General features: G+C 36.4%; 15 protein-coding genes. 7 read left to right on the top strand and 8 right to left on the bottom strand.

Annotation, left to right across the window (positions count from 1 at the left end; translation table 11 throughout):
• Nucleotides 1–35: 35 nt before the first annotated feature.
• From ACOVO2_RS01140 to ACOVO2_RS01125, 4 genes are all read right to left on the bottom strand, one after another.
• Nucleotides 36–437, bottom strand: coding sequence for an ExbD/TolR family protein (locus ACOVO2_RS01140; RefSeq protein WP_421768205.1), 402 nt, complete (start codon nucleotides 435–437; stop codon nucleotides 36–38).
• 138 nt (nucleotides 438–575) lie between these two features.
• Nucleotides 576–1250, bottom strand: coding sequence for a MotA/TolQ/ExbB proton channel family protein (locus tag ACOVO2_RS01135; RefSeq protein WP_421768204.1), 675 nt, complete (start codon nucleotides 1248–1250; stop codon nucleotides 576–578).
• Between the two features lie 170 nt (nucleotides 1251–1420).
• Nucleotides 1421–2905 carry a helix-turn-helix domain-containing protein gene (locus ACOVO2_RS01130; RefSeq protein WP_421768203.1) on the bottom strand — a complete coding sequence of 495 codons (1485 nt, stop codon included), beginning with the start codon at nucleotides 2903–2905 and terminating at the stop codon, nucleotides 1421–1423.
• Nucleotides 2906–3080: 175 nt separating this feature from the next.
• The gene (locus ACOVO2_RS01125) at nucleotides 3081–4355 is read right to left on the bottom strand and encodes an aminotransferase class I/II-fold pyridoxal phosphate-dependent enzyme (RefSeq protein WP_421768202.1); all 1275 of its coding nucleotides are present in this window, start codon (nucleotides 4353–4355) and stop codon (nucleotides 3081–3083) included.
• Nucleotides 4356–4510: 155 nt separating this feature from the next.
• Here ACOVO2_RS01125 and ACOVO2_RS01120 point away from each other — a divergent pair, with 155 nt between their 5' ends.
• Together ACOVO2_RS01120 and ytxJ are read left to right on the top strand one after the other, a co-directional pair.
• Complete coding sequence (locus tag ACOVO2_RS01120; RefSeq protein WP_421768201.1) at nucleotides 4511–5371, top strand: hypothetical protein; 861 nt, start codon at nucleotides 4511–4513, stop codon at nucleotides 5369–5371.
• Entirely contained in the window at nucleotides 5372–5707 is a 336-nt protein-coding gene (gene ytxJ, locus ACOVO2_RS01115; RefSeq protein ID WP_421768200.1) for a bacillithiol system redox-active protein YtxJ, read from the top strand.
• A 53-nt stretch (nucleotides 5708–5760) separates the two neighbouring features.
• Here ytxJ and ACOVO2_RS01110 read toward each other — a convergent pair whose 3' ends face one another.
• Complete coding sequence (locus ACOVO2_RS01110; RefSeq protein ID WP_421768199.1) at nucleotides 5761–6180, bottom strand: OsmC family protein; 420 nt, start codon at nucleotides 6178–6180, stop codon at nucleotides 5761–5763.
• Nucleotides 6181–6405: 225 nt separating this feature from the next.
• Here ACOVO2_RS01110 and ACOVO2_RS01105 point away from each other — a divergent pair, with 225 nt between their 5' ends.
• The 3 genes from ACOVO2_RS01105 to ACOVO2_RS01095 all read left to right on the top strand — a co-directional run bounded on the left by ACOVO2_RS01105 (nucleotide 6406) and on the right by ACOVO2_RS01095 (nucleotide 9368).
• On the top strand, nucleotides 6406–7125 hold the full coding sequence (locus ACOVO2_RS01105) for a hypothetical protein (protein WP_421768198.1): 720 nt from the start codon (nucleotides 6406–6408) through the stop codon (nucleotides 7123–7125).
• A gap of 102 nt (nucleotides 7126–7227) precedes the next feature.
• On the top strand, nucleotides 7228–8103 hold the full coding sequence (gene lipA, locus ACOVO2_RS01100) for a lipoyl synthase (protein ID WP_421768197.1): 876 nt from the start codon (nucleotides 7228–7230) through the stop codon (nucleotides 8101–8103).
• 101 nt (nucleotides 8104–8204) lie between these two features.
• Nucleotides 8205–9368 (top strand): lycopene cyclase family protein, encoded by a 1164-nt coding sequence (locus ACOVO2_RS01095; RefSeq protein WP_421768196.1) that lies wholly within the window; start codon nucleotides 8205–8207, stop codon nucleotides 9366–9368.
• 126 nt (nucleotides 9369–9494) lie between these two features.
• Here the strand turns inward: ACOVO2_RS01095 and ACOVO2_RS01090 are convergent, their stop codons facing one another.
• On the bottom strand, nucleotides 9495–10709 hold the full coding sequence (locus ACOVO2_RS01090) for an NADH-quinone oxidoreductase subunit D (RefSeq protein ID WP_421768195.1): 1215 nt from the start codon (nucleotides 10707–10709) through the stop codon (nucleotides 9495–9497).
• A gap of 79 nt (nucleotides 10710–10788) precedes the next feature.
• Nucleotides 10789–11667, bottom strand: a complete 879-nt coding sequence (locus ACOVO2_RS01085) for a phosphodiester glycosidase family protein (protein ID WP_421768194.1) — start codon at nucleotides 11665–11667, stop codon at nucleotides 10789–10791.
• 30 nt (nucleotides 11668–11697) lie between these two features.
• Between ACOVO2_RS01085 and ACOVO2_RS01080 the strand changes: the two genes are divergently transcribed.
• Nucleotides 11698–12276, top strand: a complete 579-nt coding sequence (locus ACOVO2_RS01080) for a DNA-3-methyladenine glycosylase (RefSeq protein ID WP_421768193.1) — start codon at nucleotides 11698–11700, stop codon at nucleotides 12274–12276.
• A gap of 59 nt (nucleotides 12277–12335) precedes the next feature.
• Here the strand turns inward: ACOVO2_RS01080 and tgt are convergent, their stop codons facing one another.
• The gene (tgt, locus tag ACOVO2_RS01075) at nucleotides 12336–13466 is read right to left on the bottom strand and encodes a tRNA guanosine(34) transglycosylase Tgt (RefSeq protein ID WP_421768192.1); all 1131 of its coding nucleotides are present in this window, start codon (nucleotides 13464–13466) and stop codon (nucleotides 12336–12338) included.
• A gap of 126 nt (nucleotides 13467–13592) precedes the next feature.
• On the opposite strand from tgt, the gene ACOVO2_RS01070 reads away from it, so the two are divergent.
• Entirely contained in the window at nucleotides 13593–14807 is a 1215-nt protein-coding gene (locus tag ACOVO2_RS01070) for a glycosyltransferase (protein WP_421768191.1), read from the top strand.
• Nucleotides 14808–14823: the final 16 nt, after the last annotated feature.

Genomic DNA, 14823 nt, shown 5'->3' with positions numbered 1-14823 from the left:
ACTATTTGAGCGTTTTTGTTTAGTGTAAAAGATAGCTACTTACTTAGTTCAGTAGCTAAAACCATTCTTATTTTGAGTTTCGCCCCGAGCGACATCGCATCTACTAAATCTTGAACAGTCAGCGAACTTTCAGCCCTCAACACTACCGTTGGCTCTTCCATGCCTTGCACAGCAGCAATCAGACGCTCTTCTAACTGCGGAAACGGAATCGGCGTTGAGTTGATATAATATACTTTATCCTTCGTAATTGTCAGCGAAACTGGCTGCTTGCTTACGTCATGCGTTGATTTTGAAGATTTTGGTAACAATAACTTTATCACATTCGGATTTCCGAGTGTTGAAATAATCAAGAAGAACAACAACAAGAAGAACATGATGTCATTCAATGATGATGTTGATACCTCAGCTACAAATCTTCTTTGTCTTTTTAATTTCATATTTTAGACGATGGTCAATAGACGACGGACGATAGCTCTTTACCGCCAATAGATTTATAAAAGAATTCAAAAATAAATAGACTCAGTCTTAGTTTCTATGGTACAGAATACCGCTCACAAGCAACTATTGACTGCGGATTATCTCACTGGCTCATTCAAAGTATCAAGAAAATCCATAACGGTTGCTTGCAACTGAATACCGAATTTATCAATCATCATATTGATACCATGATAACCAATGTAGGCAATTAAACCTACCACCAAACCCGAACACGAAGAAATCATTTTTTCATACAAACCATTGGCAATGATTTCGATAGTGAAATTTCCTGTTGTACCAATATCATAGAAAATACGAATTATACCCAAGATTGTACCCACAAAGCCCAAAATTGGAGCAACCCCCGCAATCAATCCAAGATACCCCATATTTTTTTCCATTTTCGATACTTCCAAATTCGCTTGAATTTCCATCGCACTTTCAATGTCTTTCACCGGGCGGCCTATGCGGGTAATTCCTTTTTCCAAAATTCTTGCGATAGGCAAATTTGTACTTTTACAAAGGGTTGTTGCTGTTCGTAAATCGCCTCTTAAAATATTATCTTTTAATGACCTTAAAAACCCAAAATCCATGTTCGATGCATTTCTTATGAACAAAAAGCGTTCTATCATAAAAAATATCGTAACAAATAATAGAATTAAAATTGGATAGATAACCACCCCTCCTTTGAGAAGAAGGCTCAAATAATTAATTGATTCAGCACTTGCTGCCGTAGCGGTAGAGTCAACTTGAAGCAAAATGGTTTGTAACATATAAGGTCAAAAAATCTATGGTTCGCTTATTAAACTTTAAAATGACAAAATTTAGTATATAAAAACTACTTTTTTTCTTGAAAATTACAGATAGTTCTGCGTTTGAAATACTGAGTTCTGATTAGTTTTTCGCTGCAAAGCTAAATTCTTAACTTCGAACTCAAAAATCATCAAGCTCCCATTGATTTAAGAGCAGCTTTCATGTTTTCGAGTTGGCGTTTTTTCTGTAAAATTACTGGGGCGGCCACTCTTTCTTTGCAATTGAATAAGCTGCAACGCTCGCAAGTTTGATTTACCTCTCTTACAGGAATTTTAGGGTCGGCCAAAAACTTAAATTTACTTCTTAGGTTATCATTCAGCTCAAAACCCATCGTAACACTGATGTTTAGATGTGAAATAATATTGAGCGGACGAGCCATCGACATCACAAAATATTGATTTTCGGAATCGACATAGTTTGAAATCTGCACACCCACAAGCGGTTCTTTATATTTATTAGACTGCTGTATGTTGGACATTTCATCTAAAATATTGAGTGAAATCCACCGACGACAATAATGTTCTTTTTGTGTTTCGTGTGGGTTATGTCTTTTTGCTAAGTGCATTTCCTTGGTTAGATGATAATCTTTATGCCCCGAAGGTGACTCGAAACGCAAAAAGAATATGCCATCAATACCAAAATATTTTGGTAGCACATTACTAATTCTGTGGTAAAGTGTTTCGGGAGTTGCTTGAAAATAATCAGCCAATTCAATCAAGGTCTTGTTATTCCAGGTTTCTTGATTGAAGAGTTTTTCTAATTTTTCAATCAGCTTTTCTTTTCGAATCAGAATGGCCCCAGCAAAATACGACGCATTAAAATTGTTGAGTACCGAATCAAATGATTTTACCTCTACCCATGAAGATGTGTAAGGGCGTTCTTTGATTTTCATGTATAAAAACCCTAATTCTCGTCCTAAAGTAAATGCTCTTTGATCGGATGTGATTCGTTTATTGATAAGTAAAGTATTCGTTTTAGGTAAAAACACTGAACGAATATTCACAATATCGGGATAATCTTCTTCATCAAAATACTTAATTGTAAACCCATATTTATCAATGAGTAAATTAGATAAAAAGTATTCATCTACCTGTTGTTCTGGCGATATTTTATGTTCGGCTAAAAATCGATCGACCACTTCTTCTATCTCGGGAAAATAGTTATCGTGCATTTCTTGGTACGAACGAAGCACCGCAAAATAAAACTGCTCGACTGACATATTATAACTACGCCCAATTTCGATAATCGTGCTAATGAATGCACTCAGCTTGGTTGGGGCATCAGAGAGCAATTCGAGTAAATCGGCGGGCGAAATCCCAAAAATTTCAAAAGGAAGTTCAGTCAAGAAATTTGACCGCAAGAGTTCTGAAATTGGTTCTAATTTTTTATTGAGTTTCAGCGAAACAAGCGTGTCATAATCTACACCCATGGCTTCAGCCAAAGCCACTATTTTATCAGATTTTGGATATTTTTTTCCTTTTTCAATTTCATTAATGTACGACATCGAAAGACCTGACTTTTGAGCCAGTTCAGTAAGGGACATTCCTTTATCGAGTCGCAATTGTTTAAGTTTTAGTCCAAATACAAGACGGATATTATCAGTATTAAGGCTCATCAATTAATTTGGAGTTTCTTTGGTTTATTTTAGGGTTGTTGCAGAAAATGTATTTTATTAATTTTCAAGAATAAAGGTAACAAAAATGTACAAATTTCAAGCAACATTTCTTAAAAAAACACAAAAAAAGCGTTTATTTTCTGATAAACGCTTACTCATTAATATGTAAAATCCTTTAAATCAACTCTCTTTTTCGTTCTGCTCTTCTGAATACTTTCATGATATTTTCACGATTAAATTGCCCTGTTTTTTCTAAATCTTCCATAAACTGAGCAATTTCACAAAGCAAATTTTCGATATCATCAATGGTTTGGTGCAAACCCAAGATGAATCTTAATCCAGATTGATTCATAGGAACGCTCGGAGCTGAGGCAACATTCATTAAAAACCCTCTCGACTGTAGATGTTTTGAAAAACGAAAAACCTCCTCCAAACTACCTAAACCCAAATAAAAAATAGGTGTATGGCATTTATTTGCTAATGGTAAATTTAACTCCTTCGCTCTTCTATTAAAATACTCGATACGCTCGCTGAGCATTATCTGTTTTTCATAAATTTCTACAGATAAATGAATATCGGCAATCTTAGAAGCTGCGGTAACTCCTGCGTGCATTGTTGGAGATGAAAATATTACAGGAAAGCCACAATTATGTACTAACTCTTTGGTTTCTTTATTGGGAAACACCAAAGCGGCACTTGTTCCGCCAAAGCCCTTGTTTAATGCACAAATTGCATATAATTTTTCGTGTTTAGGAATACTATGAAAACAATATCCTTTGCCATTTTCACCAATCCAACTCATGCCATGAGCATCATCGATATATACATGAAATTTATCATAAGTATTTAACAATACTTCAATATCTTTCATCGGAGCCACATCGCCGTGCATTGAATACACACTATCTGCTAAATACCAAACTCTATCATAAGATTCGCTTAAAACCTTTATTCTGGCCTCCAAATCATCCATTTTATTATGACGAATCATTTCATTATACACACCACCGCCTTTCATATACTGCACTGCTACTTGTACACTCGCGTGCAAGAATTGGTCGGTTATGATAGCATCGTTTTTACCTATAATAATTGGTAAATACGAAAAATGCCCCAATGAAGTATTATTTGATATAAACACGGGTAATCCAAATATTTTTTCCAGCTTATCCTCTAACTCCAAATAATGTTCATACGAAAAGTATGTTCTCGACACAGAGGTAAATACTCCATAGCGATTTATTCCGTCAATGGCAGCTTCTTTTACACGTGGGTCAGTCTCAAATCCTAAAAAATTATTTGTTGCAAAATTCACAAGAGGTTTCTCTTCAATATGAATAACCCTATTTGAATATTCGTCTTTCCGAGCTTTTAGTCTAATCACACCAATATCTGTTGCATGATTATATACATCATTAATAAACTGTAATTGTTTTGACAAATGTTTCATACTAATCTCTTGATTTTGAAATACGGTTTGGGGTAGAATATTACAACCTTGTCTTGTCAAAAATAATGCCATTCATAAAATAAAAGTAACTAAGTCGGTGGAATTACATTTTTTTTTTAATATTTGTAGCTAATTTGAAAGACTTAACAATTTTAATGAATATAAATAACCTGATAGCATTGCTAATAGCCATACTTATTGGATTAACAATCTTTGGTTTGTCTAATAATACTCCTGTTCTTGTTACAATAGGACATATTTTTATTCTACCAATGATTGGTATCTGGTATGGTTTTAAGCGTCACTGGCAAATAACTGCCATTGATATTGCAGTCTATACAACATACCTGGTTGGCTCTTTTTCTGACTCCTTTATATTATTTGGCGGGCAAATCGGAGAAACACTTCAAATATCAATGACGCTCCTTATGCACATGATATTAATTATTATTTTTAGGCAAGAAGGTACTCGTATTTATTCGGAAAAGCTTAAAGATTTACCTAAAATCCTTGTGCCTGTGTCAATTATCTTTATTTTTTTTGGAACAGTCCTCATTCCTATACTCCCAGATATACATTATTTCCTTTTGATTTTTTATGCTATTCAGGAAATGATTTTGATTTCGCACGGTTTGTTTCGTCAAGTGAAAGGTAAAAGTTATTGGTGGGTTGCTGTGGGAGTAAGTCTCATATTAGTCAAAGATATGTTGTACTGTTACAACTTTTTTGTTTATCAAAATAAAATCCTTTCTCTATACATTATTCAATACACATTAAGTGCTACCGTGTATTTCATGATAGCAGTTGGTTTGGCTTACAATAACCAAAACAGAAAGCAAGAAAAAAGTATCAAACAATATATACAAAATAGCATTAAGTTATTACTTAACAACCATCGTATTACTCAGTTTTCTGAATTTTTAAAACTTCGTTATTTATCTATAAAAGTATTGTTCAAAAGAAACTTTCTATACCTTAGAGATGTTTTGAAAGAGAACAAACCCAGTCTTAAATAGATGAATTGGAATAACCTTACAGAAGAGAATCAGTTAGAAGAAATTAAGCAAGAATCATATAATCAGCCAGTTATGATTCTCAAGCACAGCACAACTTGTTCAATCAGTGCTACTGCCTTATCAAGATTAGAACGTTCGTGGAAAGATGAAGTTGCCAAAGATTTAAAACCCTATTATCTTGATTTATTAAAACTTCGTCCGATTTCAAATAAAATTGCCCAAGAATTTGGCGTTGAACACGAATCACCCCAGATTTTAATCATTAAAAATGGACAATCAGTTTACGATGCTTCGCACTTCGATATTCGATTTGATGAAATCGTGAATCATATCTAAAAATATAATGGTAAATGATGTTTGCTAAAACACATCATTTACCATTAATTATCTTAAGCAATAACCCATTCAAAATTAAAAACTTGTTCTACATCAGGGTGTAAGCTCAACGATACAGGGCAAGTATGTGCTGCACGAACATATTTTGCTTGAACTTCTTCTGTAAGTGCCTCTGGGGTTTTCATAGTAAAATCAACAATAACTTTCGCAATTTTTCGAGGTGGTTCGGCTGACATTATTTTCGTTATTGCTATTTCTGAGCCAGTAAAATCAATCCCTTCACGCTTAGCCATTATTCCCATAATTGTCATTGCACAACTTCCGAGAGAGGTTGCGGCCAAATCAGTCGGCGAAAACGCCTCTCCTTTCCCGTTATTATCAACTGGAGCATCAGTAATTATTGATTCGTCTGATTGCAGGTGGGTAGCCTGTGTACGCAAATCGCCGAGATAAACTATTTTCGAGGTCGCCATTTTCTTTGGTTTATTGGTTAATTTTTGATTAAATGTTGCCCGAAATAAGTCAAAAAACACTATTTTTCAAAAATAAAGAACATTCATTTAATTTATTTGGTTACATAAGTGATGTTTTTATAAAAAAATACGTTTATATTTATATTATAAATCCCGAATAAAACAATGGCTTCTGTGATTGTCCGATTTCTAAGCATATTTTTTGTACTTTGCTCGCTCAGTACCATGGCACAGCGTAAATCATCTTCAACCGCTCCTAAAAAAACAAGTGAAGATTATAAAATGCTTGCCTATGGAGCCACAACTAATACCAATTCCGGTCTATTGGGAGGTGTAGTTGTGCGTCATTCGAGTGCGATTGGTACAAAAACGGGGCATCCGTTACATCGTTATATTGCTATTGAAGCTGTAAATATAAAACATCCCAAAGAAAAATCGGAGCCAACCAGTATTGCTAACCGATTTATTTACGGAAAAACCAATTACCTTTTTTCGGTGCGTCCGCAGTATGGTAGAGAGATTGTATACTTCAAAAAAAATGGAGAAGATGGCATTGGGATCAGTTTAATCGTAGCCGGAGGGCCTACTATTGGCATACAAAAGCCATATTATATCAAATATGATCGTACAGGTCGAGGACAAATTGAAGTTGTTCAGTTTGACCCCAATATACACAAAGAATTGGCACGTATTCAAGGTTCGGCTGGTATATGGCAAGATTTCTTTAAAGGAATGAGTATCAATCCGGGAGCTCACCTAAAAATTGCAGCTAATATAGATATGAATACTTTTGGTAACAGCCTCACAGGATTTGAAATCGGTCTTACAGCTGAAGCATTTAGTCGCAAACCCGAAATTATGTCGAGCCAATTATCTCAAAACTCACAATTTTATACAGCAGGATTTCTGACAGTATATTTTGGAAATAGAAAACAAAAAAAATAACTCCTCTAAAGGTTTAATGCCTTACCTTTGCAGTAACAAATTCTTCTTGTTTTGTTAAAAGAAAAATTAGCAAGACAAGTTCAGTAAAACTTCCGTAAAATAATGATAGAATTACCCGTTGTAAGTACCGAACAACGTACTCGTCGCCCAGATTGGTTGAGAGTAAAACTTCCTATTGGCGAAAACTATAAAAAAGTACGTAGCTTAGTTGATGAATATAAATTACATACCATATGCCAATCGGGAAATTGCCCGAATATGGGTGAATGTTGGGGCGAAGGAACCGCCACTTTTATGATTTTGGGAAATGTCTGTACTCGTAGCTGTACATTCTGTGCCGTGGCTACCGGCCGCCCCAATGAATATGATACCGATGAGCCACGCCGTGTGGCCGAGGCTATTCAATTGATGCAAGTGAAACACGCTGTACTTACATCGGTGAATCGTGATGAATTAAAAGATAAAGGTGCCGAAATTTGGTATCAGACCGTAAGGGCGGTGAAGGAAGTTTCTCCGAAAACTACCATCGAAACACTTATTCCTGATACAAAAAGTAATTGGGAAGCCCTCTACCGTATGATTTCGGCAGGACAAGAAGTAGTTTCGCACAATATGGAAACAGTTGAGCGTTTGTACCGAAATGTGCGTCCGCAAGCAAAATATGCACGTAGTTTAGAGCAAATCCGTAGAACAAAAGAGTACGGTCAACGTACAAAATCGGGTATTATGCTTGGTTTGGGTGAAACGCAGGATGAAGTTTTCAAAGCAATGGACGATTTAGCCGAAAACGGTTTGGATATTCTTACACTTGGACAATACCTTCAACCAACAAAAATGCACCACGAAGTAATTGAATTTATTCATCCAGATACGTTTGCAATGTATCGTGAAGAAGGCTTACGTCGTGGATTGAAATATGTTGAGTCAGGGCCGTTGGTTCGTTCAAGTTATCATGCTGAAAGACACGTACATGTGTAAAAGAAAATGTTCAAAAACATATTTTAAATAAATTTGTTCTTCCATAAGATAAGCTGCAATTTATCTTATGGATTTTTTATTTTTAGCAAAACCTAACTCAAGTGAAAACTAACAACTGGGATTTTATTATCTGTGGAGGAGGAATGGCGGGACTTTCGTTGGCGTATTATTTACAAAATAGCCAGTTAGGTCATTCTTCCATTTTGATAATCGAACCTCAAGAAAAAAATAAAAATGACCGTACTTGGGCTTTTTGGGAGTCGAAAAAAGGCACTTTCGAGGATATTTTATACAAAAAATGGAATGCCGTTAATTTCCGAGATGCTTCCAACAAAATTCAGAAACTTGATATTGGAAACTACCAATACAAACTTCTTCGAGGAATAGATTTTTATAATTTTATAACGGCCGAACTTAGCAAATCTCCAAATATTCAATTTATCAAGGAGTCAGTAATCAATATCGAAGATACTAATGAATATGCGACTGTAAAAACAGCAACTGGGCAGACCTATAAAGCTGATTTTGTATTTGATAGTACCTACAAACTCAAGCTAAATATTCCAAAAAATCATAATTTACTACAACATTTCAAGGGTTTAGTTATCCGTTCGGAAAAAGCAGTCTTCGACCCTACCCTACCCGAAATGATGGATTTTGGCATAGAACAATATAATGAATGTCGTTTTATGTACGTTTTGCCTTTTGATGAACACACCGCTATTGTTGAATATACACTTTTTACAGAGAGATCATTAGAAGAAAAAGAATATGATGCTGAACTTAAAAAATACATTTCTGAAAAATTACAAATAGCTGACTATGAAGTAATTGAAGATGAGTTTGGAATAATTCCGATGTCTGATGAGGCCACAAATGAATTTCCGAGCGAGCACGTTGTCAGAATCGGTACTGCCGGCGGTTACACAAATCCTGCTACAGGTTATACTTTTCAAAATACTCAAAAACGCTTAAAAGCACTCGTAACACAACTGGAAAAAACAGGTTCACCACAAATAAAAACTTCATGGTTTCAGAAACGTTTTTTCTTTTACGCAAGTGTTTTATTGAATGTTCTCGAACAAAAAAGACTTCCCGCTGCCGAAGTTTTTGCACGCCTGTACGAACGAAACCCCGCTTCACAAATCTTCAAGTTTCTAGATGGCGAAACTAATCTTTGGGAAGAAATAAAAATCATGAATTCGACCAAAAAAATTAAGTTTATTGCCGCTGCGATTGATGTTATTCGCAGGAAAGTGATCTAAGTTAAACCAAGCTAAAGAAGAATAGTTTCTTAAAAAAATAGTATTTATTTTACTTATAAAAAGTATTAAAAGTAAAGCTTCATAAAACCACTTCCCAATTTGGCACAGAAGTTTTGCAAACTTCTCCTATCTATCCACCTCTCCCATCACAACATCGAGCGAACCAATAACAGCTACTAAATCGGCAATCATGCCACCACGGGATAATTCGGGCAGAACTGACAAATTATTGAACGAACAAGCACGAGCTTTGACTCTCGTCGGAATATCCGAACGTCCATCGGTACGGAAAAAGAAGCCCAATTCTCCTTTTGGATTCTCAGCACGACAATAAAAATCCATTTTTGGAGGGCGAATTTTCTTAGGAACGAGTGCTTGTGGATCGAAATCAGTGGTTCGCTTATGTGCTTTAGTCAGTTTTTCCAGACATTGCTCAATAATTTTCACCGATTCCCAACATTCTTGAACACGTACATTGTTTCTATCCCAGCAATCCCCTACTTTTCCCATTTCACCTTTCCCGACTGGAATATCAAACTCAATTTCACCATAAACCGAATAGGCATCAACTTTCCGTAAATCCCATTTTAGTCCCGAACCACGCAAAACTGGTCCTGTACAACCATAATTGATAGCCATAGGCAAAGGCAAAACGCCAATATTTGCCGTACGATTAATAAAAATATGATTTTCGATGACAAGCTGTTGTAATTCAATGAGTTTTGGCTTCAAATAATCAATAAATTCTCGGCAACGTTCTTCAAAACCAACTGGCAAATCATAGAACAATCCTCCTACCCAAACATAATTATAGAGCATTCGGGCACCGCAAAGCCATTCGAGCATACGCATAATATGCTCACGGTCACGGAAAATCCAAAGAAACGGCGTTGCTGCACCAATATCGAGTGCATACGTACCAATGGCAATAAAATGAGAAGCCAAACGGTTTAATTCAGCCACCAAAACTCTGATATATTCAACTCTTTTTGGCAAATCCTTATCAATTCCGAGCATTTTTTCAATCCCCATCACATACGCCAACTCCGAATTCATGGCCGCCACATAATCCATTCTATCAACGTAAGGAATAATTTGATTGAATGGTAAACTTTCGGCGTGCTTCTCAAAACAACGGTGTAAATAGCCCAAATGAGATACAACATCAACCACAATCTCTCCATCAGTAAGCACTTCCAAACGCAAAACTCCGTGTGTAGATGGGTGCTGTGGACCAAGATTCAGTACCATTTCTTCCGAATATAAATCTTCGGGTTTGTACTTATTCGGTTCTGAAATAGTAAGGTTTTCGGGACGGTATTTATATTGTACTTGTTGCATTTTTTGTCCATAGTCCGCAGACTATGGTCGATAGTTTCGTGAAAATTATGACTTTTAACTATGGACAGTCGTCTGTGGACTATCGTCTTTTTATATAAAAAATATTACTAACAGGGCGTTCGCCAGCATGGTCAAACAATTTATTGTCTGATGGATAATTCACCACACCACTTTCGGGTTGGCCTTTGATATACATGGTTGTTGAGCCACCACCATCAAAATTAATAGCTTCTTTACAATTCAAAGCCTTTGCCAATGTACTTAATTCAGCTAAAGTCATACCAAAAGACTCAGCAGAACGCCCATCTACGGTAATCAACAACAATTTTTTATCATTTGTTACACAAGCACACGTACGAGGATGACGATTATCATTGAAAGGGGTTTTAGCCAACTCTTCCATTCCGCCATTATACATTAACAAAGGTCCAGTCAATAAAACATTTTCTTGCGTTAGGTTTTTCTCCCAACCCGCTTTTTGCTCTCCTTTGATGATGCTTACCTTATTATTTTCGATAATTACACCCGAAATAGAATGAAAAGGCAGACGAGCAACATTTGATATTCGAGTTGTATCTACTACTGTTCCGCCAATTTTCAGAAAATCAACCGCTCCACCATTTTTCATATCAAAAAAGCCAGCATTCACTGCAGCAACTGCTCCTAAATCGGCGGCTATTTTACTCGTTTTTTGTAATGAACGCTTGATTTGTGGGTCGGTTTTCATCGAGTCTACGGACGCAAAACCAAACTTTACTTTTTTATTATTGAGCGAAATCTCCAAAACATTAATAGACTGATTGCTACTAAAAAGCTCTTTTTGCTTAAAATGTATTTGTTTCCAATAAAACTTTCTTCCCAACTTCGTAGTTTCCCAATTAGCATTCTTAATGATTGCGGCTTCATCTTGAGCCATGCAAAAGTGAGATAAAAGAACAAAAAAGAGAAGTTTTTTCATACAATAACTTAAAGTTTACCAAAAGTACAGATGCAAAATATTCTTCCCAAAGAATTTTACGAAAAACATGATACATTGACTTTATCAAAGCTACTTTTAGGCTGTACTTTGGTACATGAAAGTCCTGAAGGACGAACAGCAGGAATAATCGTAGAAACTGAAGGATACCTTCAAGGCGACCCTGCCTGTCATGCTTATCGAAAAAAATCAGTTCGAAATGCACCCATGTTTGAAAGCCCCGGAACGTGCTATGTGTATCTAATTTATGGAATGCATTATTGTGTAAATATTTCGAGCGGAGCAAAAGATATTGGTGAGGCAGTACTAATTAGAGCTTTAGAACCCACCGAAGGTATCGAATTGATGCAAAAACGCCGAAAAACCAATGATTTAAAGAATTTATGCAGTGGCCCAGCAAAATTGGTGCAAGCAATGGGTATTACGCTTGATTTCAATTTTCTCACCCTTGATTCAGAAGAATTTCATTGTCTTGCATCAACCAATCATGATTTTTCTATCGTAACTACTACCCGAATCGGCATTACACAAGGAGCAGATTTACCTTATCGGTTTTATATTGAGGGGAATAGGTTTGTGAGTAGGAAGTGAATAGACTATTTTCAAAGGAAGTCTTCGCTCAGAGCGAAGACTTCCTCTAAGTTCTATATTTACAACCGCTGCATTACCTGCTTCACCATTGCATTTTTCCAAGTCAAGAAATCACCCGCTAAAATATGCTCACGTGCTTGTCCAACTAACCATAAATAGAATGTAAGATTATGCACACTGGCGATTTGTGCCGCCAAAATCTCATCACATTTTACTAAATGACGCAAATAAGCTTTTGAATAAAACGTGCTTACATAACCACCGAGTGTTTCATCAATTGACGTAAAATCATCTTTCCATTTTTCGTTTCTGATATTGATAATACCTTGTGTTGTAAATAACATTCCGTTCCGAGCATTTCGAGTTGGCATTACGCAGTCGAACATATCAATGCCGAGAGCAATTCCCTCCAAAATATTCTCTGGCGTACCAACTCCCATCAAATAGCGAGGTTTATCTTTTGGCAAAATATCATTGACATAATCAATGGTTTCGTACATTTTTTCGGCAGGCTCTCCTACCGCTAAGCCTCCAATGGCATTTCCTTCACGGTTTTGCTCGGCAATAAATTCTGCCGATTGAATACGTAAATCTTTATAAACGCTTCCTTGTACAATCGGAAACAATGCTTGCGAATAACCATATTTGCCTTCGGTAGAATCAAAACGGTCGATGCAGCGTTTTAGCCAACGGTGGGTCATCTCCATTGATTTCTTAGCATAAGTATAATCGCACGGATAAGGAGCACATTCATCAAAAGCCATAATTATATCCGCTCCGATAGTTCGCTGAGTATCCATAACATTTTCGGGTGTAAACAAATGCCTCGACCCATCAATGTGCGATTGGAACTTCACTCCTTCTTCCGAAATCTTACGAATATCTTTCAGTGAAAACACCTGATACCCACCCGAATCGGTAAGAATTGGGCCACTCCAACCATTAAATTTATGAAGTCCGCCAGCACGCTCGAGAATATCCAAACCTGGGCGTAAATATAAATGATAAGTATTTCCTAAGATTATTTGAGCTTTAATATCATTAGCCAACTCTCGTTGATGCACTGCTTTTACGGTTGCAGCTGTTCCAACTGGCATAAAAATAGGCGTCAGAATTTCGCCGTGGTCAGTCGTAATTTTCCCGGCACGGGCCTTCGACTGTGAGTCTGTTTTGTGTAATTCGTATTTCATACAGCAAATTTCACCCTTCATTTTGGCTAATACAAGTATTTATTCACTGATTTTTAGCAATAACTTTCTCTTGGTTTCATTGAAGGTTTGTATATTTGCACAAAGTTTCACCTAAACCGCATTTGCATGGTGTTTTGGCACTATTTACTACCGTTTGTATTTTTTACTGCATTGGTTATTCAACTCATTTATATCTTGGGGGTTTTTACTCGTTTGCTCTCACATTACGATCATGAGCCAAATGCCGAACAAAAAAAGAAACCAAGTGTTTCGATTGTTGTAGCAGCATGGAATGAGCTTGAAAATCTGAAGGAACTTCTTCCTCTACTCGAAGCACAAGAATATCCAAATTTTGAAATAATTGTTTCAGATGACCGCTCGGTTGATGGAACTTACGATTATTTACTTTTCAATGAAGGAGGCTTTAAAAAGGTAAACTTTGTAAGGATTGAGAGCCTTCCTGCTCACTTTACTGCAAAAAAATACGCAGTAACAATGGGGATAAAGAAAGCTACCAAAGAAATAATCTTATTGACCGACGCCGATTGCCGCCCAACAAGTCCACACTGGATTGATTATATGGTTGCCCAAATGACCCAAGGCAAAGATATAGTGTTAGGGTTTTCGCCTTATGAATATGCCGATAGTCGATTGAATTCTTTGATTCGCTATGAAACCTTTCAAACGGCTCTCCAATATTTCTCGTATGCCTTATCAAAAATGCCATATATGGGTATCGGTAGAAATTTGATGTACCGTCGAGAACTCTTTTGGGTAACAAATGGCTTTGCAAGCCATCATGGACTTTTGGGTGGAGATGATGATTTATTTGTGAATGAAGCATCAAATCAAGAAAATGTAGCAATCTGTATTGAGCCACAAGCACACATTATTTCTGTGCCGAAGAAAACATGGAGCGAATGGATAACACAAAAACGTCGCCATCTTTCGGTAGGCAAACGCTATAAATTACGTGATAAAATTTCATTGGGGCTTTTAGCGGCCAGCCATCTTATCTGTTGGTTTTGGTTCTTACCAGTATTTTTCATTAAACCTGAATGGTTTGAAGCACCAGAGTGGTCACGTATTCCGACTTATCTATTAGATGATAATAACCTACAAGATTTTTATTTATACAATGATTGGATGCGTCTAATTACGTTTGTATTTTTCTTGTGGCTAATTATTCGTTGGATTGTGCTGGCAAAAGCTAATAAAAAACTCAATAATACCGTTAGTTCATGGAAGATTCCGTATTATGATATGTTGTATGCGGGTTATTACCTGATTTTTGGTCTAATTACTTTATTTTCAAATCCTAAGAAAATTAAATGGCGTTAAGCCGTGCGACGGTCGC

This window comes from Emticicia sp. (assembly GCF_049241225.1).
Taxonomy (GTDB): Bacteria; Bacteroidota; Bacteroidia; order Cytophagales; family Spirosomataceae; genus Emticicia.
Note: the sequence above shows the minus strand (reverse complement) of the source record. Positions and strands in the feature narration are given on the sequence as shown.

What these genes read in the sequence shown, in the direction of transcription:
- ytxJ (WP_421768200.1), top strand. Translation starts at nt 5,372, where the DNA reads ATGAATTGGAATAACCTTACAGAAGAGAATCAGTTAGAAGAAATTAAG.
- tgt (WP_421768192.1), bottom strand. Translation starts at nt 13,466, where the DNA reads ATGAAATACGAATTACACAAAACAGACTCACAGTCGAAGGCCCGTGCC.
- ACOVO2_RS01090 (WP_421768195.1), bottom strand. Translation starts at nt 10,709, where the DNA reads ATGCAACAAGTACAATATAAATACCGTCCCGAAAACCTTACTATTTCA.
- lipA (WP_421768197.1), top strand. Translation starts at nt 7,228, where the DNA reads ATGATAGAATTACCCGTTGTAAGTACCGAACAACGTACTCGTCGCCCA.
- ACOVO2_RS01110 (WP_421768199.1), bottom strand. Translation starts at nt 6,180, where the DNA reads ATGGCGACCTCGAAAATAGTTTATCTCGGCGATTTGCGTACACAGGCT.
- ACOVO2_RS01120 (WP_421768201.1), top strand. Translation starts at nt 4,511, where the DNA reads ATGAATATAAATAACCTGATAGCATTGCTAATAGCCATACTTATTGGA.
- ACOVO2_RS01070 (WP_421768191.1), top strand. Translation starts at nt 13,593, where the DNA reads ATGGTGTTTTGGCACTATTTACTACCGTTTGTATTTTTTACTGCATTG.
- ACOVO2_RS01105 (WP_421768198.1), top strand. Translation starts at nt 6,406, where the DNA reads ATGGCACAGCGTAAATCATCTTCAACCGCTCCTAAAAAAACAAGTGAA.
- ACOVO2_RS01080 (WP_421768193.1), top strand. Translation starts at nt 11,698, where the DNA reads ATGCAAAATATTCTTCCCAAAGAATTTTACGAAAAACATGATACATTG.
- ACOVO2_RS01140 (WP_421768205.1), bottom strand. Translation starts at nt 437, where the DNA reads ATGAAATTAAAAAGACAAAGAAGATTTGTAGCTGAGGTATCAACATCA.
- ACOVO2_RS01135 (WP_421768204.1), bottom strand. Translation starts at nt 1,250, where the DNA reads ATGTTACAAACCATTTTGCTTCAAGTTGACTCTACCGCTACGGCAGCA.
- ACOVO2_RS01125 (WP_421768202.1), bottom strand. Translation starts at nt 4,355, where the DNA reads ATGAAACATTTGTCAAAACAATTACAGTTTATTAATGATGTATATAAT.
- ACOVO2_RS01085 (WP_421768194.1), bottom strand. Translation starts at nt 11,667, where the DNA reads ATGAAAAAACTTCTCTTTTTTGTTCTTTTATCTCACTTTTGCATGGCT.
- ACOVO2_RS01130 (WP_421768203.1), bottom strand. Translation starts at nt 2,905, where the DNA reads ATGAGCCTTAATACTGATAATATCCGTCTTGTATTTGGACTAAAACTT.